Below are 24,238 nucleotides of genomic sequence, written 5' to 3' on the forward strand. Positions count from 1 at the left end.
TTCAAACACCAGAACTCATTAGCCGAAAGTATGAGAAAGCGCCTGTTTTGCTCTATTAAACTGGAACGTAGGTTTTTTAATGAACTGTCCGACGAGACTGGGGTGATAACGCCATTGTGTATCGAATAGCCCTAAAACTTCTGGGTTACCATATTTTGAGAGACATAAAGAGTGGAACCGATTGTAGCGGCCACGTAATGACTCTACTCTTTCGACAATCTCCTGTTCCTGCTTAGGTGCGATGAAATCGGAGATCACCAGCAAATCGGCATTTTTGTATTGCTCACCTTGCATCAGTTCCACAGCGTGATTCAAGACCTTTCCAAGATCGGTTCCGCCTTTAAAGGTATAAGACAAAAAGTCACTCGCTTCTTTCAGTCCAGTCGTCCCTGTTAAGTCATAACTAATGAACGTGGAGGAGAACAATATGACGTGGCACTCGCGTTGTTGTTGTGCGGCCATTTTCATTAGTGAATAAGCGATAGCTTTCGCTGATTTTTCCGGAGCACCCTGCATTGAACCTGAGACGTCTATCGCGATAAGCATAGGACCTGTCTCTTTTTCTGCTTCACCCGTCGCTGTTTTAGGTGAATGTAATTGACGAACCGTACGTTGTTTACCTTCTGATTTGTAGGTTAGCAGTCGTTTTTCCACCAAGTGTTGATAGAAAATGGTTTCTAATTCTGGGTAGGCCAAGTACATGGTCTCATTAGGAAGAAGATTGTTGATGTCGTTACTTTCGTGAATGCCCACAATATCATCTGTCGCAAAGTCCGCTCTCTCTTCAACGACCACTTCATCGTGGCTCAATGCTTTATTTATCTCTGGAGCGTCCACTTCTTCTGCCATACGTCCGAGTTTGTCGGCAATATGTTTCAGCTCTTGATTATTCTCAAGGTACTCTGCCGTACGTTCTATGTGTCGCCAATCCTGCTTTGTTAGTTCTGCTCCTGCCAAATCCCAAAGCCTTCCCAATTTGCCCTGTTCGCCACCTTTTTGCAGGTTCTCCATATCTTTTAACGTATCGATTTTCTGATACATCTGTTTTAAGAATTTAGACTTCTGCTGGTCAACCGTTTGTTGTTGTTTCGATTCAACGGCCTGTTTTAAGCTTTCATACCACTGCTTACAAAACTGACGGGCAAACAGTGATTGTGGATAAGCATCGATATCGCTCGCTAACTGACGAGCTTTAGGAAGGAAATGCGAATCTTCAGGGAGCTGCTCAATCAATTGACTTAATTGATCATCAAACTCTTGCTCCGTTAGATAGACTGCACGTTGATAAAGTTCGAGTTCAGATTGCAGAGACTCGGTATCTTGACCTTTGACAAGCTTGCGTTTAACAGATTTAGACCATTTGGCCATTGATGCTGTTAAGCTTTGCTTAAGTCCCTCATCGCTTCCCATCGCCAACAGGTCTGTTTGCTGCATGATGTCTCTAACCGCAGAATCAATAATTCCTGACTCTGCTACCATCATCGCCAAATTTAGACTGTCCGCACCAAGCATTTCGTTACCTATAAATAAACTTCACAACCGTGTAGACCTCTTGATATACCTAAATTTTTCATTGCATTACAGGTAAGAAACCCTAGTTTTCATTTTCGATCGCCATTTAATAAAACGTTCCCCTTATTATCCATCGACTTTTATGTCACGTTATGGTCATATTGACCCCTGATTACGTAAACCTTCTACGTACTTTATATCTAGCCATCAACGGATGATTTTATGGCCCAAAGAACAATTCATCAGTGGAAATCCATTGCCCTCGTAGAAGAAGACATTGAATTACCAAATCAGAAAAACATTACGCACACGACAATTAAACACCCAGGAGCTGCGGTCATCCTTCCTGTTACCGAGTCCGGCGATATCCTGCTATTAAATCAATATCGGCCCTCACTTAAGAAGTGGCTTTTAGAGCTTCCTGCCGGGACGATGGAACTGGGTGAAAATGCTGAAAATTGCGCACACAGAGAACTGATTGAAGAAACGGGCTTCGAAGCTGGTAGTATGATTTCTCTAGGACAGGTGACACCACTCGCTGGCTTTTGCGACGAGATACAGCATCTGTATATTGCAAAATCACTCAAACCGAATCGCAGCTTAGAATGCGATGATGATGAAGTTATTGAGTTAGTGACAATGTCACTAACGGAATTACAACAAAAAATAATCGATGGTGGCATCACGGATGCCAAAACAATAGCGTGCTTAAGCAAAGCCATGCTATGTGGATACATTTAGGAGAGTATCAATGGATTTTCGCTCAGACACAGTGACCCAACCTACCCCAGCTATGCGTGAAGCTATGGCCAATGCACCTGTCGGTGACGATGTTTACGGGGATGACCCAACGGTCAACGAATTAGAACAATGGGCAGCAGAGCGACATGGTTTCGAAGCGGCGCTGTTCACAACATCTGGTACTCAGGCAAACCTGCTTGGTTTAATGGCACATTGCCAACGCGGCGATGAATACCTGTGTGGCCAGCAGGCTCACAACTATAAATATGAGGCTGGCGGTGCAGCAGTACTCGGCTCAATTCAGCCTCAGCCTATTGAGAATAACCCAGACGGTACACTTGATTTTTCTAAGTTGAAAGCCGCGATAAAACCGGACGATAGCCACTTCGCGCGCACCAAATTGTTAAGCCTTGAAAACACTATCAACGGTAAAGTTCTACCATTGTCATATTTGGCAGAAGCAAGGAAGTTTGTTGATGAAAATGGTCTGAACCTACACCTAGATGGCGCTCGAGTATACAACGCGGCCGTGGCATTAGATGTGGACGTAAAAGAAATTGCTCAGCATTTTGATTCTATGACAATCTGTCTTTCAAAAGGCTTAGCGGCTCCTATTGGTTCCTTACTTCTTGGTTCTAAAGCGTTTATCGAACGTGCAAGACGACTGCGTAAAATGGTTGGCGGTGGTATGCGCCAAGCTGGTATTTTAGCCGCTGCAGGAAAACTTGCGTTAACAGAACAAGTCGATCAGTTGAAACTTGATCACGCTAATGCCAAAAAACTCGCACTTGGTCTAAATGACATTTCTGGATTTAGTGTAAACGCCGATTTTGTCCAAACGAACATTGTTTTTGCTAAGCTCGATGAATCGGTAAAGATTGATGCTATTGCAGAATCGTTAGCTAAAGAGGGCATTACAATTACCCCAGGTAATCCGATTCGATTCGTAACTCACAAGGATATTTCGAGTGATGACATTGACACATTGCTTCAGAAAGTTAAAGAGTTAGTTGGATAATTGTTTCGACCCATCCAACATTAGTTAGGAGAACGTCAGGTTCTCCTTTTTGTGTCACAAATTCAGCTTGGGAAGTAATAATTTCTTGAGGTTAACCTAAGGTGAAGCATTACGATTTTGCTAAACGGAGCTAGAGTACATTCTTATGAAAAACAATATACTTACCGTGATAGCTTTGATGGCTATTTCATCGGTTGCTGATGCTAACGAATTCGGAAATCCAGAACTAGGTGAAATGAAAGCGCCAAGCTGTGTGTTCTGTCATAACCCTAATGGAGCTCCCTCTCAAGCTAACTACCCAAACCTCAACGGGCAAAACTCGCTTTATCTGTTTAATGCTATGAAAGCGTATCAAAATGACGAGCGCCAAGGCGCGATGGCAGAACTTATGAAGGCTCAGCTTCAAAACTTAACGGAAGAAGATTTGAAAGATATTGCTGCGTTCTATTCAACTATCGATTAGCAGAGTATTTATCCTCTGTTCAATCGCACTTATAGCCATAGACACTGTAAGAGGCACATGTGCTTGATAAGGGTGTAAGGAGTAAATAGGATTAGGTTTCGTCTTCTCTATTTCAGCAACTGGTTTTATTGCCATGGTTTCACCAAGTAGAAATTCAGGAACCAAGCCTATACCAAACCCTCCCTCGATTAGGCGAATAGCATCGTAGATCGTGTTGACACGGTGTGCTGGAACAAACGTTAACTCTTGTTCCGTATTTAATTCTCGATGATGTATTTGCGCTGGTTGCCAATGTTGAGCCACATATTGGCACGATGTTATATCTACTTCATTGTTTTTCGATTGGCATAGGACGTCAGAAAACTGACCAAGTTTCCTTTGTTTTAGATTGGAATCTCCAGATGCGCCTACACGAATCGCTAGATCAATATCCTGCTGAATTATGTCCACGTGGTCATCGTCACTTACTAAGTTCAGCGTCACATCAGAAAAATCATTAAAAGTATCAGCGAGCGCAGGTATGACAATACTCTGCATCAACGCGTGTGGCGCTGTCACCGATAGTCTTCCTGATGGCGTGTTCATCGACTCTGATGCCTCAATCCACGCAGATTCTGCATGCTCTTGCATGAGAGCGCATTGATGGTAAAAACGCTCTCCGGTAGAAGTCAGCATCTGCTTGCGCGTCGTGCGTTTTAGTAAGCTCGTATTCAACTCATTTTCTAACTGTTTTAGCGCTGAACTAACTACAGATTTAGACACACCGAGTTTATCAGCCGCTTTGGTTATTGACCCACTTTCAATGATTTGTACATAGATAGACATTAAACGCAGTTTATTCACAATAAGCTCTCTTAATTGTTCTCTTTAACAGAACATACCTTTCCAATACGTTTGTTTTTCATCATCAATACTATCTCTATGATTAACTCAAACACAACCCAAATTGAAAGGTATGACGATGACTCAATCAGCTTTAGAACGCTCAAAAACTGGAATTTCCGCATGGCAAGTTGCATTTAACAATCAGGATGCCGCTGGCTGCGCGGCACAATACGCCGAAGACGCTGTAATGGTAGCGAAACCTTTTGGTACATTTGAAGGTCGAGAGGCAATACAGGCATTCTGGCAAAACATTATAGATCAAGGATTTAAAGACGTTGATTACACCAATACTAAATGGGAAAAGGCTGGAGAAACGTCATACATTTTGACCTCAGACTGGACAATGAATAACGCCTTTGGAGTTGTTCATAAAGAACTATGGGAAATTCAAACCGATGGTGCGTCTCGGTTAACTTATGATGAGTTTGAAGTGCTTGGTGAGCGTTAATGATGTGATGGTATCGGTCTGTCTTTGTTATTGTAACTCTAGTATAAACTACTAACTTGTTACCTACCGTAATTTACTTAACTCTTTTAAGCGTCGCATAAATAATGGACATAGTTTTATTATTGTGAGGGGTAAATTATGGGTGTAAATCACTACGACAGAAAAACACTGGTTTCAGGTTATTGGACTCTACATAATTTCCATTATGGTCATGTCGCAGAAGCGAAATGTGAGCTTAGTGTTATCAAACGAGTTTCAATTCACAAAACACCAAGTGATCCATGTATTCACCTCTCAATAGATATTTTAGATAACGATGAAGAGAAGTTGTTGAACGTTTATCTATTAGCAGATCAGCAAACCATTTTGCTCAATGAGTTTGTAGAATATCAGTGCGTTCGCGGAGTAACAAAGCTTATTCGCTTCGCCATTCCACCACAATTTGCAAGATATTTTACTAACGAACAAGGATTCAGGGTTCAGCTCAATGATCAAGTTGACGAAATATCAACAGCAGGTGCTGGTGACGTTATCAGCAACGCAATACGTTATAAAACAGAAATTTGCTAATGACACACTAAACTGAACTATTGAAAAATAGAACCTTCCATGTGAAGGTTCTATTTGAATAAACACCAATATTAATCAAAAGTGGACATTTTTCGCCACTAGCATACATCCAATGACTAATAAAAAGATATGTACGATTCGGTGATAGTCAATTTTGTATTTGTGTAAAAGATGATAGCCGATCATCCCGCCAGTTAAACCAATGACAAACGCTGGCATTGCCGACATCACCAAAGACAACACTTCTTCAGTTATCAAACCTTCATTCCAAAAACTCACGTTGGCACCAATCATCTGCAACATAAAGAAGAAAGCCAATGTCGATTTGGTTTGATCGGCCGTCCAAGGCTGCATCGATGTATACGCAATCACAGGAGGACCCGATTCACCTACGCTAGCACCTAAAACACCTGAAGTGAAACCTGCCCCTACTGTTACCGGAACAGAAGTCTTTTTAAACAGAGGCTTAGTTGAGCGTAGAGAATGTAAACTTGAAGCAACTAACACAATTCCCATAGTCAAAAGAATGTACTGGGAAGGCATCGTTGCCAGTAACTTAGCACCAACAAAAGACGCAGGTACCGAACCGGCAAATAGAATCAATCCTGTTTGGCGTTGTATTGAATGGCGCATTTTCCAAACGATTGGCAAGGTAACTAACCAGCCAAAAATACCAGCAATTGGGACTGCTGTTTGAGCTCCAACAATGAATGAAAGCAACGGAACCGACACTAACGCTGAGCCGAATCCCGTTAACCCCTGTGTGAAACCCGCTAATGCAATGATCAACGAAACGAGTATTAAAGTGGTGTCCATATGTCCTGTTATTCAGCCGTTAAAAGTTCTTCACACTATAGACTCATGAAATTTAATAACCATTACTCGTGTCACATTTTGTTGTTTTATGTACATTTAGATTCGTTAGTGTGACTATTTTCTCAGAACAAGACATCCATCTCCTTATAATGACCATATCCATACAGTTTTGAACAAAATGCTCACTCAAAAGCGTCTATAAGACTGAAGGTGTTTTTAAGAGGCTCTCATCCGAATCAGCCTTCCCTTCAGATCCTTGTAGATAAACCGTGGTAGCGGATAAACACGAGCAATCATCGACCTTCAACAGGGACGCCTTCAAAGAAGTATCGATTTGAAACTGTTAACGAATTCATCGTATTTAAATTTATGAGGTAAACAATGGATCACTTCCAGTTAGAGTCGGAGCAGTTATTTGAAACACAGGCTCATCAGCACACGTCAGCAAGGGGAATCGAAGAGTTTGATAAGGTTTATGGGTTAGGATACCAAGTGGATCATGCCGATTGGTCCCCTTTCCCGCGAGTTAATCAATTAAGACAAACCTTCCTAGATAGGTCGTATGACATCGACGTTGAGCGTCTTCGTCTTGTTACCGAAGCATATCGAGAGAATGAAACCTTACCACGTATCCTGCAGACTGCTTTCGCTTTCCAGAACATTCTCCATAACTGCACACTGCACGTTTATGATGACGAACTAATCCTAGGGGAGATTGCTGCTCCAGCAAAAGCCTCACCTATTTATCCTGAATTCTCCGTTGACTGGATCATTGACGAAATCCTTCACTCTCCTTTTGAAGAACGAAGTAACGACCAATTTTATATACGCAATGAGCAGGATAAAAACGAAATTTTGGAGTTATGCGCATACTGGAAAGGCAAAACGGCCAATGAGATCATTACGGCCCACCTTGATGATGACCAAAAGAAAGGCTCACATATGGGTGAAAAAGTCTTTCAGACCAATAATTACCATTTTGCAGGCATCGGACATTTTGCCATGGACTTCACTAAGCTCATGACGCTTGGTTATGACGGGGTTATCTTGCAGGCCAATTCCGCATTAAAGGACTTGTCGAAACAAGACCCCGACTATAGCGATAAACGAGATTATTACAAAGCGACCATTGTGTGTTTAGAAGCGGCTAAGCACTATATTGCGAGGTACGCGCAGTTAACGTCTGAAATGGCGGAACATGAAACTGACGCTAAACGCAAACAAGAACTGCACACCATGTCCCTCAACTGTCAACAAATCGCAGGTGGTGCTCCAAAGTCTTTCTGGCAAGCTATTCAGTTATTCAATTTTGCCGTCACTTTGACCCAAATTGAGGGAAATGGTCACTCTATCTCTTATGGTCGTATGGACCAATGGTTACTTCCGTTCTACCAAAAAGATGTCAATGAACGTGCCGTATCAAAGTCGTTTATCCTAGAGCTCATTGAAGTGCTTTACGTCAAAATGAACAACCCCACTAAGCTCAAAGATAAAGGCACAGTAAAAGTTCGCAATGGTCGAGGTTTTGGTGGAGAAAGCTTAACTCTAGGTGGAGTAGACTCAGAAGGTGAAGACGCCACCAACGACCTAACAATGTTAATGTTGGAAGCATCAGCCCATACTCGAATGATGAACCCTTGGGTCTGCGTTCGAATGCACGAGAAAACACCGTACGAGCTCAAGATTAAGACGATTGAATGCATTAGAGCCGGTTACGGTCACCCTAAATTGTTCAATGATACCCCAGCGATAAAAGCCATGTTAGGTAAAGGGGTGTCTTTAGCTGAGGCGAGAAATTACGCTGTAGTTGGCTGCGTTGAACCTACAATCCCCGGCAAAGAGCATGGTTGGTTGGACGCCGGCTACGTGAATACCGCAAAAATGATGGAAATGGTCATCAATGGTGGACGAATTCTTTCAGGACCAAATGCCGGCCAGCAATTAGGGCCAGATACTGGCAGTTTAGAAACTTACGCAACATTTGAACAAGTTCTCGAAAGTGTCGATAAGCAGTTTGCGTACTGGTGCGATCAATTATGTAGCTGCTTAAATGTCACCGACAAAATTCATCGTATGGTCAAACCCACTCCCTATATCTCAGCGTTTTTTGAAGGTTGTATCGAAACCGGACGTGATATGACGTTTGGTGGTGTGAAATATAATGGTACCGCTCCGCAGGCTGCTGGAATAGCGACTTGCGCCGATTCTCTCTCTACCATTAAGAAGTTAGTATTTGAGGACAAGAAGTACACGGGTAAACAACTGCTTGATGCTGTGAAGAATAATTGGGTTGGTTATGAAAAGCTGTACGCGCTCGTCAATAGCTCCAAGATCCCCCATTATGGCAACGACAACGATGAAGCCGATGAGCTATTCACTTTTATGTTTGAATGCTATTGCCGTCATATCAAAGGACGCATCAACCCTAGAGGCGGAAAGTTTAGTCCAGGCGTATACACCGTCAATGCGAATGTTGGTATGGGCTTATACACCAATGCGTCGTTAGATGGTCGCAAAAATGAAGAACCTATCTCTGATAACATGGGACCTGTCCATACCGCAGGTGGTTCGCACGATACGCAAGGCCCGACCGCTATCGTCAACTCCGTCACTAAGGTAGACCACAGCTTGGCAACCAATGGCACTCTACTCAATTTACGTTTTCCAGAAGACGCCGTTTCAGGTATTGAAGGAAGAGATATTCTTGTCAGTTTTATCGACGAATACATCTCCAAACAAGGCATGCACGTGCAGTTTAATATTATGAGTTCGGACAAAATGCGCGCCGCTCAGAAAAATCCTGAGCTATACAGAGACATGTTAGTGCGAGTAGCAGGATACAGTGCGTATTTCGTGGAACTTGGGAAACCTTTGCAAGACGACTTAATTCAACGCACCGAGCTTAGGTTCTAACAAATAACCTAATACAACTACTGTCAAGCTGGGCATTCAACGCCCAGCTTCTAACTTAATTGAGGTTATTTGTGTCAAACCAAGCCACCGTATTGAATGTACAGCGTTTCACACTCCACGACGGTCCAGGGATCCGAACTGAATTCTTCCTTAAAGGATGTCCTCTACGATGTGATTGGTGTGGAAACCCGGAGAGTTTTAATCGCAGTATAGAAGTCGGGGTCTACCATAACCAGTGCATCTCAAATGAGCACTGCGGAACGTGTTTAGATGTTTGTCCATCGCCCGATATGTTGACGTTTTCCGATGATTGTCTATTTGAAGTCAAACGTGATCTTTGCTCTTCCTGTATGGCTTGCTCTGACGACTGCCCTGCAGAAGCAATCAAACAATGGGGCAGTTTCATGACTTTGGATGAGTGCATGGCGGCTATCCGCAAAGACAAAGGCTTCTATCAACGTTCAGGTGGAGGTGTAACTGTGTCTGGCGGAGAGCCCCTTTTACAGAGCAACTTTGTATTGGAGTTGTTTAAGTTATGCAAACAAGAAAACATCCACACTTGTTTAGAATCGAGTTTCTTTGCTAACTGGAACCGAATAGAGAAGCTCCTTCCCTATACCGATCTATTTATCTCCGATATTAAGCTACTAGATAGCCAGCGCCACAAAGCGCACACCGGAGTTGATAATCGCAAAATCCTCAATAATCTTAGAGCATTGAGTAAAACTGAAAAGCCCATCATATTGAGAATCCCAGTTATCCCGTCCATCAACGATGACGATGAGAATATTGCCGCGACCGCCGATTTCATTATTAATGAGCTCAACGGACGCGTACAAACGCTGCAGTTACTTAGCTTTATGCGCTTAGGGGAAGAGAAATACCGCTCATTAGGGTTGCCATACAAGATGGCCGATCTAGCCTTTGACCGTGACAGCTTTCAACTAAGGGTAAATCAAATTGCCGACTACTTTAATCGCCGAGGCATCCATTGTACGGTTGGAACCAAAAACACTAGCCTGAAATGCACAAATTAGAATCCGTCAAGATTAAGAGGCACTTCTTTACCTAGCCAATATGCATAAGTGGTGTGATCAATAAGGTCATCGCCAGTGTCGGCGTGTACTAAAACACTGAGTTCGCCTCTTACACTATCAAGCCAAGGGATAAGTGCATCAAAGTCTTCACGAAAGAACAAAATCTGGAAGCTCCATTTCGTATGAGGCCCAACAGGCTTTTGATGCACTCTTCCGACATGCAGACCAAATTTTTCTGTAATGGTTTCACTTAACACGGTAGCCATTTCTAAAGAAGATTGATCAAAGTAGACGTGTGCATGGTATTTATCGTGAAGGTTTTTGGGGGTTTGAGGTGATGTCATGGGGTTACTTTGCGATAAAATTGCGAGAGGAAATAGTGGCGGGATTGTAACTGATATCTATCTGAAAAATAAGGGAAGAAGTTAAATTCTTACCCTTATTTTCTTTGAAGTAAATTAGCGCTTTTTACCACGATTGGCATGAATCTTAAGCTTGGCTTTCATCTTACGTTTATCCGCCCCTCGACCTTTACGGCGAGGTGCACGATCAGGTTCGACTTCAGAGGCCGGACTTGGTTCAAAGCCTGCCAACCACTCTTGTGGTAATCGCGTATCTAGCAAACGCTCTATTGCTTCTAGAAGATACTGCTCATCGTGACTCATTAACGATACTGCAAAACCCGCATGCCCCGCTCGACCTGTTCGTCCAATACGATGGATATAATCTTCCGCTTTATACGGCAGCTCAAAGTTCACAACTTGCTCCAGCTGCTGAATATCTAGTCCACGAGCCGCAACATCCGTTGCAATCAATGCTCGTACTTTTCCGGATTTAAAATCATCCAACGCTTTTTGACGCGCTCCTTGGCTCTTATCACCATTGATCGAAACCGCATTGATGCCATCGAGCTTAAGTTCTTTTGCGAGTGCATCACTACCCTGTTTTGTTTTGGTAAACACCAATACCTGTTGCCAATTGCGGGAACCAATTAAGTACGCCAGCAGTTCGTGTTTACGTTTTTTGTCGACGGGATAAACCATCTGTTTTACGGTATCTGCCGTCGAGTTCGCTGGGGTGACTTGAACTTCGATGGGCTCATTCATAATACGATGCGCTAGCGTTTTGATACGCTGTTCAAATGTTGCTGAGAACATCATATTTTGGCGCTCTTTTGGTAAGCGCTTGAGAATACGATTCAAGTCTGGCATGAATCCCATATCTAACATACGGTCAGCTTCGTCCAAGATTAGATATTCGCATTCAGATAAAGTGATATTGCGGTTATGTTGGTGATCCAAAAGGCGTCCTGGTGTTGCTACCAAGATATCAGCACCACCAACTAGGTTTTTAGTTTGTACGCCCATACTTGTGCCACCGTAAGCAACAACTACTTTAAGTCCAGTGTCTTTTGCTAACGGTACTAAGCTATCAAACACCTGTTGTGCAAGTTCTCTTGTTGGTGTGAGTACTAAAGAGCGAATAACTTTTGAGTTAGACTCTCGAACCTTAGGTTCTTGAGCAATTTTGTGAATCAAAGGAAGCCCAAACGCCGCAGTTTTTCCCGTGCCTGTTTGTGCTCCGGCTAAGATATCTTTGCCATCAAGAACATGTGGAATAGCACGTGCTTGAATAGGTGTTGGCGACTCATAGTTCAACGCAGCTAGGTTTTGATGAATTGTGCTACTAAAAGCAAAAGAATCAAACGAAATCACGCCTTCGGAAGCATCAAGTAAAGTCTTGTCTGTCATAAATTCGCCAACAGGTATTATTTAGGGGTCGCGAGTGTATCAGATAACACGACATTGGTTAACGCCATTATTAACTTAGTTCATCAATCATTACTTGAACGGTGTACAACTGCTACTACCGAGCAGATATACCAATGCTTTACTTTCAACTTGCTACTTAGACTAAATGTTTCTTGGGGCAAACATGATAATTGCCATACCAAGTAATGCGACTGATACGCCGACAATATCCCACATAGTTGGACGAATGCCGTCTACAAGCCAAAGCCACAAGATTGCAACGAAAATATAAACGCCACCGTACGCGGCATACACCCTGCCAGCCGCTGTAGGGTGCAAGGAAAGAAGCCAGGCGAACAAACCAAGGCAAATCGCAGCAGGGACAAGCAACCAAATTGACTTCCCTTCTTTTAACCACAAGTAAGGCAGATAGCAACCTAATATCTCCGCCACTGCAGTGACGAAGAACAGCCCCATTGTTTTTAGTTCAGGCATGTAAAGTATCCAATAACTGGATGGAGGCAGCGTCTTCCACAACTGTTACACCCTGGCTAACAAGATGCTCAATGACTTCCTGCACATTGTCAGGAAATACGGCACGCGTCGAAGCCAAATTCAGAATAACGTCAAAGCCTGCATCGACGAGCTGTTCAACAGACTTTTTCACACAGAAGTCTAGAGCCAAGCCACCAACAATCACATTCTTAACCTGTTTAGATTGTAAAAACTCAATCCCTCCCGTTGATAATGTATCAGCTTGGTCGTGATAAAATGCACCATAAGGATGAGCATCTGGGTCGATGCCTTTATTGATTTGAAAATCATAGTCACGAATCGCTGGCAGTCCAGGCAGCAACTCCACGCCTTCCGTTCCCACCACACAGTGAGGATTCCATTTGATGTCGACCTCAGGCAATCCAACTGGTTCCAGCATACGCTCCGGCGTTTCCGCCTCCCAAGCGGCACCAGGAGGGTGCATATCTCGAGAAACCAGTTTTAACGCAGCTTTACTATGATTGTTTACCAACTCTGCAACAATCTCTAACGCGCCTTGCACTGGCAATTCATCAGGACACAGCTCGCTAAATCCTTTTTGAGGGTCCACATCAATGGACGCAGTTTGGGATTTAAAGAGTTGTATAGTGGTCAAAGACATGGTGACTTCCTTCACGATTCGTCTAGGGTTTAATCGGTAATACTCTCTATCATACTTAAGTAAATAGATAACACACGTCCTTTACGAATAGCGTCTTCACCCAACAGGGTATTTGACAATTTTCTCAGCCTTATCTAGAGTGCCACTTCTTTATCAATCCTAGTAACACAGTAGGAATGCCGGATGTCAGGCTCACTTTTCAACGGTCGTATTATTCAAAGCGCACTCGACCTAGACGTATACAAAATCAATATGATGTTTGCAGCATTCACGCATTACCCGCAGACTCGCGTGCGTTACGAACTCATTGTTCGATCGAATGAAGATTTATCAGACCTCCAACCCCTTATCGAAAAAGAGATAAACGCTCTTTCTGAATGTCGATTTACGACCAACGATATTGCTTACTTAAGAACTCAAGCCCCTTATCTCAACGATAACTTCCTCAACTATCTGTCTGACTTCGCATTTGCTCCTAAGCACCAAGTAAAGGTATCTAAGACTGATAAACAGCTTAGTGTTTCCATTACCGGCATTTGGCACGAAACCATTCTTTACGAAACCTTGGTGATGAGCATTATCTCAGAGCTGCGCAGTCGCCAACGTTGGAACGCAATACCTTACTCTCAGTTCACGACTACGCTTGAACAAAAAGTCGATGCAATAAAATCCGAACTGAAGAAACGTTCCATTGAAAATTTTCAGTTTTCTGAAATGGGTAGCCGTCGTCGATTTAGCGCGCCGGTTCAACACGAGGTGGTGAGCTACTTCAAGCAACATGCTCCTGCACTAATGAGTGGCACAAGCAACTATCAATTAGCAAAAGAGCTAGACCTTACGCCAATTGGTACCGTGGCACATGAATGGTTTATGGCGCATCAAGCACTAGTGGAACCAGAGAAGTCGCAACAAGTTGCTCTAGACCTTTGGCAGTCTACGTTTAATGGAAAACTTGGTATTGCGCTTACTGATACGATTGGTATTGATGCCTTTCTAAAGGACTTCAATGTAGAGCGAGCCAATGACTACGCTGGCGTACGTCATGATTCAGGCAATCCTTTTGAATGGGGAGACAAGATGATCGCGCATTACCAGTCCCTTGGTATCGATCCAATGTCAAAAATCTTAATTTTCACCGACGGCCTAAACTTTGCTGACGCTCTCGACATATGTGAGTACTTCGCGGGTCGTGCGAATATCAGCTTTGGTATAGGTACATTTCTGGCCAATGACATGGGCAATTGGCAACAAGATTCTGTGCAATACCAACCCCTGTCTATTGTCGTCAAAATGGCTGAATGCAACGGTCGTCCTGTTGCTAAAATCAGTGACGAGCCAGAAAAAGCTATGTGCGAAGATGAAGAATTTTTAGCTGAATTAAAGAAAAGCTTCGGTGTACAAAGCAAATATGCGGCGTAAGCTCAAACGTTCAACCACACCGCTATTTCCATCCTTGAAGCCACTTTTCGCTGTCTTTTAACTCTGTCCAATCAATCGGATATTCGTTACGAGACAGCACGGCTTCAAGCTTGCACGACATGACTGTCCCATCCTCTTCAAACTCGACTTCTGACACCAGAAAGTGCTTTTCTCTATTAAGCGGTTTAATCGCCGTCCATTTGCTGTTTCGTAATTTCGCTGGATTAATACGATTCATTTCAAACCCATAACCATCTGTTTATCATTAGAATTTCTTCTACGCGTCAGGTATAGATTAAGTTCAAACAAGACAAACATAGTTCGCCAAATCGTCAGAAAATCTTCCCGATCTTAATCGCTTGCTCAAGAACCTCGGGATAGAGTTCAGCGAAAAAGTCTGAAAACTCTTGATAATTCTGTTCTAGTTGCACTCCACAATCAGCAAGAGGTGTCATGCGCATACTTCTAAGTGACATTCGCTCTAAGGCGTACTGTATGTTTTCTAGTTCACTGTATGACTCTAACCAACGTCCTTGCCACATATGAGAAGTCATATTGATAAAACGCTCTGGTAATACTTCTTCAGTAGACGTAATCTTTGCTTCTGCACTATCAACAAATTCTTGCAGGGTTTGATGGTGGTAATCATGCCATCGCTTAGCTAGACAATGGTCCCAAAACATATCCATGGCGATAGGCGCAAATCGTTTTAGGTCTGGATCGAAACGCTGTTTACACAGTTTGATGATGGCATGGTTGTCGGTATAAGAGTCGACAAAACGGTGCAGCCTGATCCCTTGGCTAACATCAGAATTATAGAGCTTTGAGGGGTCCCCCTTAACAAAGTCTCCAAGTAAGTTGCCTAGTAGACTGCTCTGACAGTGATCCGCAATGTGCAGGTGTGCTAAGAAATTCATATCTCTCCATTACTAGTCGTTTGCTACATTGTGGTGACTGTTATCCAAACGGTCAAATCCCACACTCACTCATAGCATCGTATGCGCCAAGTGTAAATCTGACGAAACACTCAATAAAAATCTGATATCAGCCATCAACTCGACACCACCCTGCCGTCACAATTAAACTCGCGCCTCTTACATTTGTGAAGTTCCACGAAGGATCGTTTGCACTGTAGATATCAATTTTATTTTCAAAGGAAGTGTCTTTATGGACAAAGATCATAGCCTTAGAGAGAACCTACTCGCTCTCACTCTTGGCAGCGCACTGGTATCACTTGGCGTTATTTTTTTCAACCAAGTGGGGCTACTGACCGGTGGCACTGCGGGACTCGCACTGTTTATCACTAAAGTGACCGCTCTCAGTTTTGGTCAAGTGTTCTTTATGCTTAACCTACCGTTCTACATTCTTTCGGTAACCCGAATGGGATGGCAGTTCACCATCAATACCTTTATTGCCGTGAGTATCGTTTCATTCGCGGTAGACCATCTTCACCACGTCATTCAGATCGCACACATTGAACCAATCTATGCTGCGTTGATTGGTGGCGGACTAATTGGAATGGGCATGTTGGTCATTTTCCGTCATAAAATGAGTTTAGGTGGGTTTAATATTCTCGCTCTGTTCTTGCAAGAGCGCTTCGGCATACGAGCAGGCAAAGTTCAAATGGCACTAGACTGCACTATTGTGGTTCTGTCACTGTTTGTCGTCGATTTCTACCTCATCGCTCTATCCGCTGTCGGAGCCATTGCAACTAACCTAATTTTAGCGATGAATCACAAGCCAGGGCGTTATCAGCCTGTCGCAGCCAACTCTTAAAAGTAAACCTCTACAGGCATACCTTGAATCAGTTCTTCTCTAGGTGGAACTGGTTCATCGATGGTCAATACTACTTCCAACAGAGCTTGCTGGCCCTCAAAAGGCTTGGATAATTGAATCGGTAGTTTTGAGGCAAGTTCTGTAGGGCTAGATACGTGAGCATTAAGTCTCTCTCCGTTCGGTAATTTAACGGTTACTTTGCTCGAAACCTTCGCCTTATCAATGTGTTTTGAATCTAAGTAAGCGATGACTTTAACCTGATCAGTATCTGGCGCAATCGTGATTAACTCCATATGCGCTTCAAACCGCTCCCCTCTTTTTGCAATAACGTCTATCACATGTCCATCAAATGGTGCAGAAATAAGTAGAGCGCGTTTTTGACTCTGTTTGCGATTTAACTCTTGTTTAAGTTGACGAATAATATTGGTAATCGAACCAACATATTGTTCGTCAGCTTCCTCCAACTTCGCGAGAGCCAGTTCTAGCGAAGCTTTGGATTTAAGTGACTGTGCTGAATAATAATTGTTTAAAACAGAAGCATAATCCCCGGTACTGACTAATCCTTCATTATTAAACTTCTGAAATTCACTCTTTATTTTTTCAATTTCGTTTAGGTTTTTCTGTGCTTCCATTTCTGATAAAGCATACATACTCGAAAGGTCTTTTCCTCTGCGTTGAGCATAGCTCTCTAACTCATCAATCTGCCCTTGTAAAAAACTGATTTCATCGTCCAACACTCTATTTTGTAACTGAAGTAAAAACTGTCCCTGCGAAAAACTATCACCAACTTCAAAGAATAGACTCTCAACTACGCTCTCTTGCGGCGCGCTAATAGAAACCGGCTCATAGCTCACGACACCTTGAGCTATAGTAAAAACCTGCGGCTTCACTAGATAATACAGAGCCACCGCAACGGGGAAAATAACTATCGCCAGCAACGCAAACCAGCGAAGCCTATAACCCGTTCGCTTAGCTTCTCCATAGGCAACGTTCATCCCACGTTCTTTTTGTGGCGATTTTTGCTTATTCATTTGAAATGTAACTTTCAAAATCTTTTACCTCTCTTTAGTACCCACCAAGGTGCCATACTCGACTCCTCGTGAGAGCGTCGCACTGTTTCGTTGATAATTGAAAAAGCTGTCACAAATCGAGAAAAAACAGCGTATATCGGATAGAAGACTAGCCAACCAGCAAGGCTAACATCACTTTTTTTTCTCTCGGATATTAAGCATAGGTAAACCGTAAATTTAACTACGACAAAGCCTAGATAAATCCCGTACACGATAAAGGATACTGACGCAAAAAATAAAATTGGGTAGCTAGCAAAAATGTAGCTTGTGAATAGCACGATGAAAATAGGTAACAGGACGTTTTGAAGAACACCATAAACCATCGTATAAAGAAATACAGGCCAGCCCAGTAACCGTGGTGTTAATCCCTTGATATGTTTTCGAAGATACAGAAATAACAAGTCACCATCCCAACGCAGTCGTTGCAGTACAAAGTCCCTTAATGTATCGGGAGCATCTGTGTGCCCAACTGCATGAGGCGTAAAAGCGAGCTTTGACTGTTGGTAACGACGTTTGTACTGTTTGAGGCGCATGGTCAAATCTAAATCTTCAGCAGTATGAGTGTCCCACCCACCAACACGTTTTAACTGCTTCTTCCTAAACGCACCAAATGCTCCTGAGATATTATTTAATAACCCAAATTGACTGGTGCCGGTTTTTCCTCCTTGCATTGACATCATATACTCGAGGGCTTGCATCCTAGTCAGCACGTTCTTGTCCCAATTTCTAACTCTCAATGCCCCACCACTTGCTATGACATTAGAATCGGTAAACTGACGCATCATTTTGAACGTCATATCATTATCAAAAGAGGTGTCACCATCAACGTTGATCACAATGTCATGTTTCGCTTTATATAAGCCGGTATTTAAGGTTGAGACTCTGCCTCCTCTCTGCCATTTAGGAATAACCCGAACTACTCTATCTTTACGCGAAGCATATTTTTCTTGAAGCTTCATTGCCGTTTGGTAGGTTTCTACATTCTGAACTGCTCCATCGACAACAGCGAGTATCTCTATATTACCTGGGTATATTTGCTCCACCAGCGTATCCACTGTGACCTCTATTCCCTTTCCTTCACCGTAACAAGTGATGATGAAGCTAACATTGGGTGTGTGCGTGTTAACTGGCACTTTATTTTTCCAATGCCATTTAAAAATGCCTATTAATACTAAAAGTATCAAAGGCAACTCCACCATCAGAATGACAGGCAAAAACGTAATCAATAATTCTGTATTAGTGAATACTTGAGTAGAGGTTGTTTTTGCGACTGTGATTATGCCCTCAATCATTTAATTCTGACTTCCTTTCACTTAACCATTCGGAAGCAACACTTAGTTCTATGCTTGGCAATAACCAACTTTTGACTATCAAAGAAAGTAATTCTGAATCTACTTTGCCAGCAAACTCTGAAATTCTTGTTTCAATAACGGATAAAAAACTCGACTCACAATGAGGGAGAAGTATAAAGAATACATCGTCTGTGTACTGGCAACTCAAGTCCGTAGTTCTGAACAATGATTCTAACTGTTCTGAAAACGCACTGATAAACTCGATATAAGCGACATCCCCAAACTTCAAAATATAGTCATCTATGTTTTGAACTTTTATTCCAATTAAAAGATCTTGATGTTTATGTCGAAGGGAAAGTTGATTCTTCCAAGCTAAAGTTGCTTCAAAAACCGACGTCGTTACAGAGCCAGAAAGTATGATGTTACGCTTTGATTCAAGCTGATCATCTAAAAGATAGCGTTGCGCACTTTCCCCTACTGAGTAGTGATAATAGCTTCGTGATGTTAGCTCATTGATCGAATTGGTATGGTCACATGTCATACATTTTGCTACCACATCAGATTCTACAAACTCTTGATGACAGTTATTACAATCATACAGCTCTAATGGTCGGTCGTAGTCTACTCCAATATGTTTAAGCTCAGTATGACACTTTGGGCAACTCATTGTTCTTCTTGATAAGAACAGCTTGGCATCATCTACATGGCCACATGTAAAACAGTGCAATGCGTCAAAAGTTTTGATATCAATTGAATGGCACGAAGGGCAAGTATCGACAAAGTTCAAGTGTCCAGACTGACAAGAGTGACAATAACGCACTCTGTCGACACATTGGTCAGCTTCTATTAAGTCAGCATCAACCAACCTATGAAGGTAGCGAAAAGGGGTTCGAACTTGGTTATGATAAATATCCAACAAGGGATAACGGTAGATGGCCGTCTCACTGATAACTTTCATCGGAGATAGTGTTCTCGCTTCATCCAGCCATAAATAAGCTAATAATTTGTCGCTCGGCTCATTGATGATTCGATTAAGCTTCTCAAAAGGCAAATGCTTTTCTTTACTAGATAACCAATCACTATCCACTAATCCATCAGACAAATAATCACTCAGGAAACTGGGCTGACAAGTAAATACTCTTCAGCTCCAACCGTAGTTAGAACGGTGTATTTGACTTAACATGCGATCTTGTTCCTCATTGTTCAGGTTTAACACACAAACAACGCCTGATTGCGCTAACAATGTTTCGTTTAGAGAAACACTCTTTAGCTCTAGAGCACTATTACTGAGCAATTGGGGAACTTTACCTAGTACACATATCGTCATTGAATCTTATCCACATATCAGTAACTGGCAAACTACTGTTAAAGCTAGCACAAGATTCCTATATTAATACCTTTAACAATCGCTTTAGGAATATCACTTATTTCTATTTAAACAACAAATTGGAAATAGGTTTCCAACTGTTCCCCATTCGAAGTAACATCTAACTGAAGCTGATCTCGTTCACTTCCTCCCCACCATTCTTTGCCTGTTTGATTCCTCAGATATAATTGAGTCGTCAATAACTCACTGTCTCCCTTTTTTAACTTTACGTGAATATGGGGAGGTCTAGTCGCATAAGGGACGGGGAACAAAGTGGAAAAGTTAAAGCGTCCGTTAATATCGGATTCAACAGCTCCAAAGCCGGCAAATGCTCGGTTGAACTGCTCGACATTGGGTTGTTTGGGGTGATCATAGTAACCATCACCATCACACTGCCAAATCTCTACTCGAATTCCAGCTAAAGGCTCACCTTTTGAATTTTGCACTTTACCACTCAGTTGAAAGGGCTTACCAATCAGCATTGTTGAATCTAGGATAAGATTCGAACGAATGGGTATGTTCGTTACTGGATAAAACGGACCTTCAGCTTGTGATGGTGTTTTGGGGAGTGGAGTCTTAGCCAATACAGGCCAAGCAAACCATATTGAACAGACTGTTATAAATTGCCTTCTTTGCATCTCAATTCCCTCCACAATCCATAAAACAAGTGTGGCTCACATCCCACGTATTTCTAGTTTTCGGGCTAGTCGCGTTTTTTCTTGTCACTAGTAAGGAAAAATCTCGTAGAAATATCACTCTGTCTTTCTCCGTTGATATACACTTAAATCAAGAAAAAGGGAGTTTATTCAATGATAAAGATGTTGGTATGCGATTTTGATGGAACAATCAGTGGTGGGCCTACCGATGAGTTATCAGAGTTTACTTCCTACGTTGAAGCTCAAACAGGTATGCAGTTCGTCGTCGCTACGGGGAGAACCTTTCATTCAATTAACGATGGATTAGCTCAGCATACGTTACCTAGACCTAACACTATTGTCAGTGACGTCGGCACTCAGATTCATCATAAACGTACGCTAACCCCTGACTATGACTGGCACACAAAAATGGATTGTCTATGGGATGAAGGACGAGTTTCTGCCGCGTTACATGATTGTGGCTTTTTGGGGAAACAGACACCTGAACATCAGGGCAGCTATAAGCTGACTTATGAAGGGAGATTAGACGGTAAGCAATTACAGTACCTACAAGCTCTGTTTCAAGAAAATGAGCTGTATGTCGACCTCACCTACTCGCACGATTGGTTTTTAGACATCACACCAAAAGGTATAAATAAAGCAACAGCCATCCACCACTTAATGAATAAGCATAAGCTCTGTCCTTCAGAAGTTGTCGTTGCAGGCGACTCCGGCAACGATACCGCTATGCTGACCATAGCAGGGATTAACGCAATATTGGTGGCGAATCACTATCAAGAGGTCGCGCACCTTTCTTCTTTATCTCATGTCTATACGGCGAAAAATACCCATGCGCTTGGTGTACTCGAAGGGTTAAAACACTGGCAAAACAATCGATGAATGTGTAGATCCAAACAACAAAAAAGCCAGTAGTGTTAACTACTGGCCATGTTTAGCTATCTTAAAGATGATTATGCGTTTGCAAAATCTAGGGAACGTACTTTTTGTTTAAGTTCTGGAATCAGTGTAGAACTCGCGCTGAATTTTCTCAGCCCTAGATTCATCAATAGCTCTGTCGCTTTAACATCCCCTGCCATTTCACCACACATACTAACCGAAATACCGGCTTTGTTTGCAGATTGAATGGTCAGTTCGATAGCTTTAATAACCGCTGGTTCGAAGTAATTTACTAGCTCAGCAACTTCAGTGTTTCCTCGATCAGCCGCCATAACATATTGTGTTAGGTCATTGGTGCCAATCGAGAAGAAGTCGACCTCTGCCGCTAAGGCATCCGCGTTGAATACTGCAGCTGGTACTTCAATCATTATGCCAACAGGCAGAGTGGATTCAGGCAACCCCAACTTATCACACTGTGTAGCGATCAATGCTTTCACTGCTTTCACTTCAGCAACCGTTGCAATCATTGGAATCATCAATTGGATGTTAGGTTGTTCTGCGTAAGCTCTTAAAACTGCACGTAACTGCGTTTCAAAAAGTGCTTCATGCTTCAAGCACAGACGCACGCCACGTTGACCCAAGAAAGGGTTTTCCTCTTCTGGCATCGGATATGCGGCAAGCGGCTTGTCACCACCAACATCAAGACTACGAATCGTGATTGGCTTGTTGCCAAACGCAGCTGCAATCTCTTTGTAGACCGTATATTGTTCATCTTCTGTTGGTAGTTCTGCGCTTTCTTGGAACAAAAATTCGGTACGGAACAGGCCAACCCCTTCAGCGCCATTGGCTAACGCCGCTTCTACATCTTCAGGACCTCCGATGTTAGCCAAAGCGTGAATCGAGGTACCATCTTGGGTTACTGCTTGTGATTGAGCGTTTTGTAACGCGACCTCTTGAGCCGTAAGCCATTCATGACGCTTGCTATTTAGCTCTTCCTGTACCGCTTGAGTTGGGGCAAACCACAATAATCCACTGAAGCCATCTACTGTGATGTTATCACCTGCTTTAACCTGTTCAAGGCAACCTTGAACTTTTACTATTGCAGGAATTCCCATAGCTCTTGCCAAGATAGCACTGTGAGAGGTTTTACCGCCTTCACTTAGACAAATAGCTACCACTTTTGATTTATCAAGACCCGCCACATCCGAAGGCATTAAGTCACGAGCGAGTAAAACGCTTGGCTGCTCGATGGTTATCGCCTTCGGTTTCTCACCCGTCAATGACAGCATCACTTGACGACAAATATCATAAACGTCTGCTTCACGCTCACGCATGTATTGGCTTTCCGCAGCTTGATATTGTGCCGCTAGCGCCATCATCACGTCCATCCACGCTTGCTCAGCGATTAACTCCGCTGCAACTTTTGCTTCTGCTTGAGTCGCAATTTCAGGGTCAGCCAACATCATCGCATGCGCAGCAAAGATTTCACCATGAGGCAATTTTGCTTGAGCTTCTAAATGTTGCTTAACCTCTGCGATAGCGTGTTTAAGCTTCGCAAATTCTTGCTCTGCATTGGTAAATGTGCGTATCGGAACATTGGGCATTTCTTGGGTAAAGATGACTGCTGGAGCCGTCACGATACCGCCATTGACACTAATACCGGCCAAGGCGCCTTCAATATCGTTAGTAAGCTCGGGAGCTTGCTCCAATACCTCTTCTACTACTTCACCTTTAGCGACTTGTTCCGCTTCACCAAAGTGCTCATTGGCAAGGCTAACAAAAGCATCTAATGCGTTTTGGGCATCACCACCACTGACATAGAACGTAATCTGTTCATCACAACGAACCCCTAATTTAGCAATGCTATTTAGACTCTTCGCACTGACTTTTTGTCCTGCTTTTTCTAAATACACATCACTAGAAAACGGCGCTAGACAACCAACGATTGCCGCAGCTGGTCGTGCGTGAATACCATGAGGGTTTTTAACCATCCATTGAAAGCTTAACGCATTCGCATCGTCGACAGGCTCGCCCGCAAAGTCAGGAGACTGCACAGTAAGATCCTCACCGAGATGTTCTTTTTTTACGTCTAAAGCGCTGGATGCTTCAGCGATTACTGCTTCAATAGGCAAGCCAGCCGCTGCCGCTACTGACGCTGCCATTGTGCCTTCTACTATTGGCGCAGACACCAACGCGACTTTGTCACGGGTCTCATCATCTAACAGTTCTAATGCCATTTCAGTACTAAGTAGCGCACTACCTAAGTCCATTAAAACTACAGCACCATCTTGGTCACATACTTCTTCAATCGCCCCCATAACGGCAATTGCATCCGTGCCGATTGGGTTCTCAGGATCGTCAACTCCCGCTGCGATCGCAATATTAGCTTTGCCTTGCGTCATTTGAGTGGCCAGTTCGGCCACTCCTTCTGCTAATAGGCGGCTATGCGATACTACTACAATGCCTACCATGC

General features: G+C 43.0%; 24 protein-coding genes. 10 read left to right on the plus strand and 14 right to left on the minus strand.

All coding sequences use genetic code 11. The features are described 5' to 3' along the window. Positions 1-18: 18 nt before the first annotated feature. Positions 19-1,512, minus strand: a complete 1,494-nt coding sequence (locus HOP38_RS21825; RefSeq protein WP_198558971.1) for a VWA domain-containing protein — start codon at positions 1,510-1,512, stop codon at positions 19-21. Positions 1,513-1,734: 222 nt separating this feature from the next. On the opposite strand from HOP38_RS21825, the gene HOP38_RS21830 reads away from it, so the two are divergent. The 3 genes from HOP38_RS21830 to HOP38_RS21840 all read left to right on the plus strand — a co-directional run bounded on the left by HOP38_RS21830 (position 1,735) and on the right by HOP38_RS21840 (position 3,734). Next, positions 1,735-2,253, plus strand: a complete 519-nt coding sequence (locus HOP38_RS21830) for an NUDIX hydrolase (protein ID WP_198558972.1) — start codon at positions 1,735-1,737, stop codon at positions 2,251-2,253. Positions 2,254-2,263: 10 nt separating this feature from the next. Continuing rightward, positions 2,264-3,271 (plus strand): low-specificity L-threonine aldolase, encoded by a 1,008-nt coding sequence (gene ltaE / locus HOP38_RS21835; protein WP_198558973.1) that lies wholly within the window; start codon positions 2,264-2,266, stop codon positions 3,269-3,271. A gap of 145 nt (positions 3,272-3,416) precedes the next feature. Next, positions 3,417-3,734, plus strand: a complete 318-nt coding sequence (locus tag HOP38_RS21840) for a c-type cytochrome (protein ID WP_198558974.1) — start codon at positions 3,417-3,419, stop codon at positions 3,732-3,734. Here the strand turns inward: HOP38_RS21840 and HOP38_RS21845 are convergent. Then, on the minus strand, positions 3,720-4,577 hold the full coding sequence (locus HOP38_RS21845) for a LysR family transcriptional regulator (protein WP_198558975.1): 858 nt from the start codon (positions 4,575-4,577) through the stop codon (positions 3,720-3,722). The two genes, HOP38_RS21840 and HOP38_RS21845, sit on opposite strands and share 15 nt — an antisense overlap. Before the next feature lie 118 nt (positions 4,578-4,695). Here HOP38_RS21845 and HOP38_RS21850 point away from each other — a divergent pair, with 118 nt between their 5' ends. Both HOP38_RS21850 and HOP38_RS21855 read left to right on the plus strand, forming a co-directional pair. Then, the gene (locus HOP38_RS21850; RefSeq protein WP_006069649.1) at positions 4,696-5,067 is read left to right on the plus strand and encodes a YybH family protein; all 372 of its coding nucleotides are present in this window, start codon (positions 4,696-4,698) and stop codon (positions 5,065-5,067) included. A 138-nt stretch (positions 5,068-5,205) separates the two neighbouring features. Then, positions 5,206-5,637, plus strand: a complete 432-nt coding sequence (locus tag HOP38_RS21855; protein WP_124942158.1) for a hypothetical protein — start codon at positions 5,206-5,208, stop codon at positions 5,635-5,637. 75 nt (positions 5,638-5,712) lie between these two features. Here the strand turns inward: HOP38_RS21855 and HOP38_RS21860 are convergent, their stop codons facing one another. Then, complete coding sequence (locus tag HOP38_RS21860; RefSeq protein WP_006069648.1) at positions 5,713-6,453, minus strand: sulfite exporter TauE/SafE family protein; 741 nt, start codon at positions 6,451-6,453, stop codon at positions 5,713-5,715. Positions 6,454-6,834: 381 nt separating this feature from the next. Here HOP38_RS21860 and hpfG point away from each other — a divergent pair, with 381 nt between their 5' ends. Both hpfG and hpfH read left to right on the plus strand, forming a co-directional pair. Next, complete coding sequence (gene hpfG / locus HOP38_RS21865; RefSeq protein ID WP_198558976.1) at positions 6,835-9,366, plus strand: (2S)-3-sulfopropanediol dehydratase; 2,532 nt, start codon at positions 6,835-6,837, stop codon at positions 9,364-9,366. Positions 9,367-9,437: 71 nt separating this feature from the next. After that, positions 9,438-10,403: a (2S)-3-sulfopropanediol dehydratase activating enzyme gene (gene hpfH / locus HOP38_RS21870; protein ID WP_124942160.1), complete on the plus strand. Its 966-nt coding sequence runs from the start codon at positions 9,438-9,440 to the stop codon at positions 10,401-10,403. On the opposite strand, the gene HOP38_RS21875 is transcribed toward hpfH, so the two are convergent. From HOP38_RS21875 to HOP38_RS21890, 4 genes are all read right to left on the minus strand, one after another. Continuing rightward, positions 10,400-10,747 (minus strand): DOPA 4,5-dioxygenase family protein, encoded by a 348-nt coding sequence (locus tag HOP38_RS21875; protein WP_198558977.1) that lies wholly within the window; start codon positions 10,745-10,747, stop codon positions 10,400-10,402. The two genes, hpfH and HOP38_RS21875, sit on opposite strands and share 4 nt — an antisense overlap. A 114-nt stretch (positions 10,748-10,861) precedes the next feature. Beyond that, a complete protein-coding gene (locus tag HOP38_RS21880) occupies positions 10,862-12,154 on the minus strand; it encodes a DEAD/DEAH box helicase (protein WP_242456569.1) in 1,293 nt (430 codons plus the stop codon). Between the two features lie 162 nt (positions 12,155-12,316). Beyond that, positions 12,317-12,649 carry a YnfA family protein gene (locus HOP38_RS21885; RefSeq protein WP_038227010.1) on the minus strand — a complete coding sequence of 111 codons (333 nt, stop codon included), beginning with the start codon at positions 12,647-12,649 and terminating at the stop codon, positions 12,317-12,319. Continuing rightward, entirely contained in the window at positions 12,642-13,310 is a 669-nt protein-coding gene (locus HOP38_RS21890) for an isochorismatase family protein (RefSeq protein ID WP_198558978.1), read from the minus strand. Before HOP38_RS21890 ends, HOP38_RS21885 begins: the two co-directional genes overlap by 8 nt. 183 nt (positions 13,311-13,493) lie before the next feature. On the opposite strand from HOP38_RS21890, the gene pncB reads away from it, so the two are divergent. Then, positions 13,494-14,729, plus strand: coding sequence for a nicotinate phosphoribosyltransferase (pncB, locus tag HOP38_RS21895; RefSeq protein ID WP_198558979.1), 1,236 nt, complete (start codon positions 13,494-13,496; stop codon positions 14,727-14,729). Positions 14,730-14,751: 22 nt separating this feature from the next. Here pncB and HOP38_RS21900 read toward each other — a convergent pair whose 3' ends face one another. Continuing rightward, positions 14,752-14,967, minus strand: coding sequence for a TIGR02450 family Trp-rich protein (locus tag HOP38_RS21900; RefSeq protein WP_006069640.1), 216 nt, complete (start codon positions 14,965-14,967; stop codon positions 14,752-14,754). A gap of 94 nt (positions 14,968-15,061) precedes the next feature. Then, a complete protein-coding gene (locus HOP38_RS21905) occupies positions 15,062-15,646 on the minus strand; it encodes an acyl carrier protein phosphodiesterase (RefSeq protein ID WP_198558980.1) in 585 nt (194 codons plus the stop codon). A 250-nt stretch (positions 15,647-15,896) separates the two neighbouring features. Here HOP38_RS21905 and HOP38_RS21910 point away from each other — a divergent pair, with 250 nt between their 5' ends. Then, positions 15,897-16,505: a DUF6198 family protein gene (locus tag HOP38_RS21910; RefSeq protein WP_198558981.1), complete on the plus strand. Its 609-nt coding sequence runs from the start codon at positions 15,897-15,899 to the stop codon at positions 16,503-16,505. On the opposite strand, the gene HOP38_RS21915 is transcribed toward HOP38_RS21910, so the two are convergent. From HOP38_RS21915 to HOP38_RS21930, 4 genes are all read right to left on the minus strand, one after another. After that, positions 16,502-17,536, minus strand: a complete 1,035-nt coding sequence (locus HOP38_RS21915; protein WP_198558982.1) for an HlyD family secretion protein — start codon at positions 17,534-17,536, stop codon at positions 16,502-16,504. The two genes, HOP38_RS21910 and HOP38_RS21915, sit on opposite strands and share 4 nt — an antisense overlap. 14 nt (positions 17,537-17,550) lie before the next feature. After that, positions 17,551-18,867: a glycosyltransferase family 2 protein gene (locus HOP38_RS21920; RefSeq protein WP_198558983.1), complete on the minus strand. Its 1,317-nt coding sequence runs from the start codon at positions 18,865-18,867 to the stop codon at positions 17,551-17,553. Beyond that, positions 18,860-19,969: a TackOD1 domain-containing metal-binding protein gene (locus HOP38_RS21925; RefSeq protein WP_198558984.1), complete on the minus strand. Its 1,110-nt coding sequence runs from the start codon at positions 19,967-19,969 to the stop codon at positions 18,860-18,862. Before HOP38_RS21925 ends, HOP38_RS21920 begins: the two co-directional genes overlap by 8 nt. A gap of 332 nt (positions 19,970-20,301) precedes the next feature. Beyond that, complete coding sequence (locus HOP38_RS21930) at positions 20,302-20,871, minus strand: dioxygenase family protein (RefSeq protein ID WP_198558985.1); 570 nt, start codon at positions 20,869-20,871, stop codon at positions 20,302-20,304. 171 nt (positions 20,872-21,042) lie between these two features. On the opposite strand from HOP38_RS21930, the gene HOP38_RS21935 reads away from it, so the two are divergent. Continuing rightward, positions 21,043-21,768, plus strand: a complete 726-nt coding sequence (locus HOP38_RS21935) for an HAD-IIB family hydrolase (protein WP_062461329.1) — start codon at positions 21,043-21,045, stop codon at positions 21,766-21,768. A 71-nt stretch (positions 21,769-21,839) separates the two neighbouring features. Here the strand turns inward: HOP38_RS21935 and ptsP are convergent, their stop codons facing one another. Continuing rightward, positions 21,840-24,236: a phosphoenolpyruvate--protein phosphotransferase gene (gene ptsP, locus HOP38_RS21940; protein ID WP_198558986.1), complete on the minus strand. Its 2,397-nt coding sequence runs from the start codon at positions 24,234-24,236 to the stop codon at positions 21,840-21,842. Between the last annotated feature and the right edge of the window lie 2 nt (positions 24,237-24,238).

Source organism: Vibrio mediterranei, assembly GCF_013364395.1.
Classification (GTDB): domain Bacteria; phylum Pseudomonadota; class Gammaproteobacteria; order Enterobacterales; family Vibrionaceae; genus Vibrio; species Vibrio mediterranei.

Bases quoted from the DNA above. Each gene is read 5' to 3' on its own strand.
- HOP38_RS21915 (WP_198558982.1), bottom strand. From the start codon at position 17,536: ATGAATAAGCAAAAATCGCCACAAAAAGAACGTGGGATGAACGTTGCC.
- HOP38_RS21935 (WP_062461329.1), top strand. From the start codon at position 21,043: ATGATAAAGATGTTGGTATGCGATTTTGATGGAACAATCAGTGGTGGG.
- HOP38_RS21930 (WP_198558985.1), bottom strand. From the start codon at position 20,871: ATGCAAAGAAGGCAATTTATAACAGTCTGTTCAATATGGTTTGCTTGG.
- HOP38_RS21855 (WP_124942158.1), top strand. From the start codon at position 5,206: ATGGGTGTAAATCACTACGACAGAAAAACACTGGTTTCAGGTTATTGG.
- HOP38_RS21875 (WP_198558977.1), bottom strand. From the start codon at position 10,747: ATGACATCACCTCAAACCCCCAAAAACCTTCACGATAAATACCATGCA.
- HOP38_RS21830 (WP_198558972.1), top strand. From the start codon at position 1,735: ATGGCCCAAAGAACAATTCATCAGTGGAAATCCATTGCCCTCGTAGAA.
- hpfG (WP_198558976.1), top strand. From the start codon at position 6,835: ATGGATCACTTCCAGTTAGAGTCGGAGCAGTTATTTGAAACACAGGCT.
- HOP38_RS21905 (WP_198558980.1), bottom strand. From the start codon at position 15,646: ATGAATTTCTTAGCACACCTGCACATTGCGGATCACTGTCAGAGCAGT.
- ltaE (WP_198558973.1), top strand. From the start codon at position 2,264: ATGGATTTTCGCTCAGACACAGTGACCCAACCTACCCCAGCTATGCGT.
- HOP38_RS21910 (WP_198558981.1), top strand. From the start codon at position 15,897: ATGGACAAAGATCATAGCCTTAGAGAGAACCTACTCGCTCTCACTCTT.
- HOP38_RS21880 (WP_242456569.1), bottom strand. From the start codon at position 12,154: ATGACAGACAAGACTTTACTTGATGCTTCCGAAGGCGTGATTTCGTTT.
- HOP38_RS21920 (WP_198558983.1), bottom strand. From the start codon at position 18,867: ATGATTGAGGGCATAATCACAGTCGCAAAAACAACCTCTACTCAAGTA.
- HOP38_RS21885 (WP_038227010.1), bottom strand. From the start codon at position 12,649: ATGCCTGAACTAAAAACAATGGGGCTGTTCTTCGTCACTGCAGTGGCG.
- HOP38_RS21850 (WP_006069649.1), top strand. From the start codon at position 4,696: ATGACTCAATCAGCTTTAGAACGCTCAAAAACTGGAATTTCCGCATGG.
- HOP38_RS21825 (WP_198558971.1), bottom strand. From the start codon at position 1,512: ATGCTTGGTGCGGACAGTCTAAATTTGGCGATGATGGTAGCAGAGTCA.
- ptsP (WP_198558986.1), bottom strand. From the start codon at position 24,236: ATGGTAGGCATTGTAGTAGTATCGCATAGCCGCCTATTAGCAGAAGGA.
- HOP38_RS21900 (WP_006069640.1), bottom strand. From the start codon at position 14,967: ATGAATCGTATTAATCCAGCGAAATTACGAAACAGCAAATGGACGGCG.
- HOP38_RS21890 (WP_198558978.1), bottom strand. From the start codon at position 13,310: ATGTCTTTGACCACTATACAACTCTTTAAATCCCAAACTGCGTCCATT.
- pncB (WP_198558979.1), top strand. From the start codon at position 13,494: ATGTCAGGCTCACTTTTCAACGGTCGTATTATTCAAAGCGCACTCGAC.
- HOP38_RS21860 (WP_006069648.1), bottom strand. From the start codon at position 6,453: ATGGACACCACTTTAATACTCGTTTCGTTGATCATTGCATTAGCGGGT.
- HOP38_RS21840 (WP_198558974.1), top strand. From the start codon at position 3,417: ATGAAAAACAATATACTTACCGTGATAGCTTTGATGGCTATTTCATCG.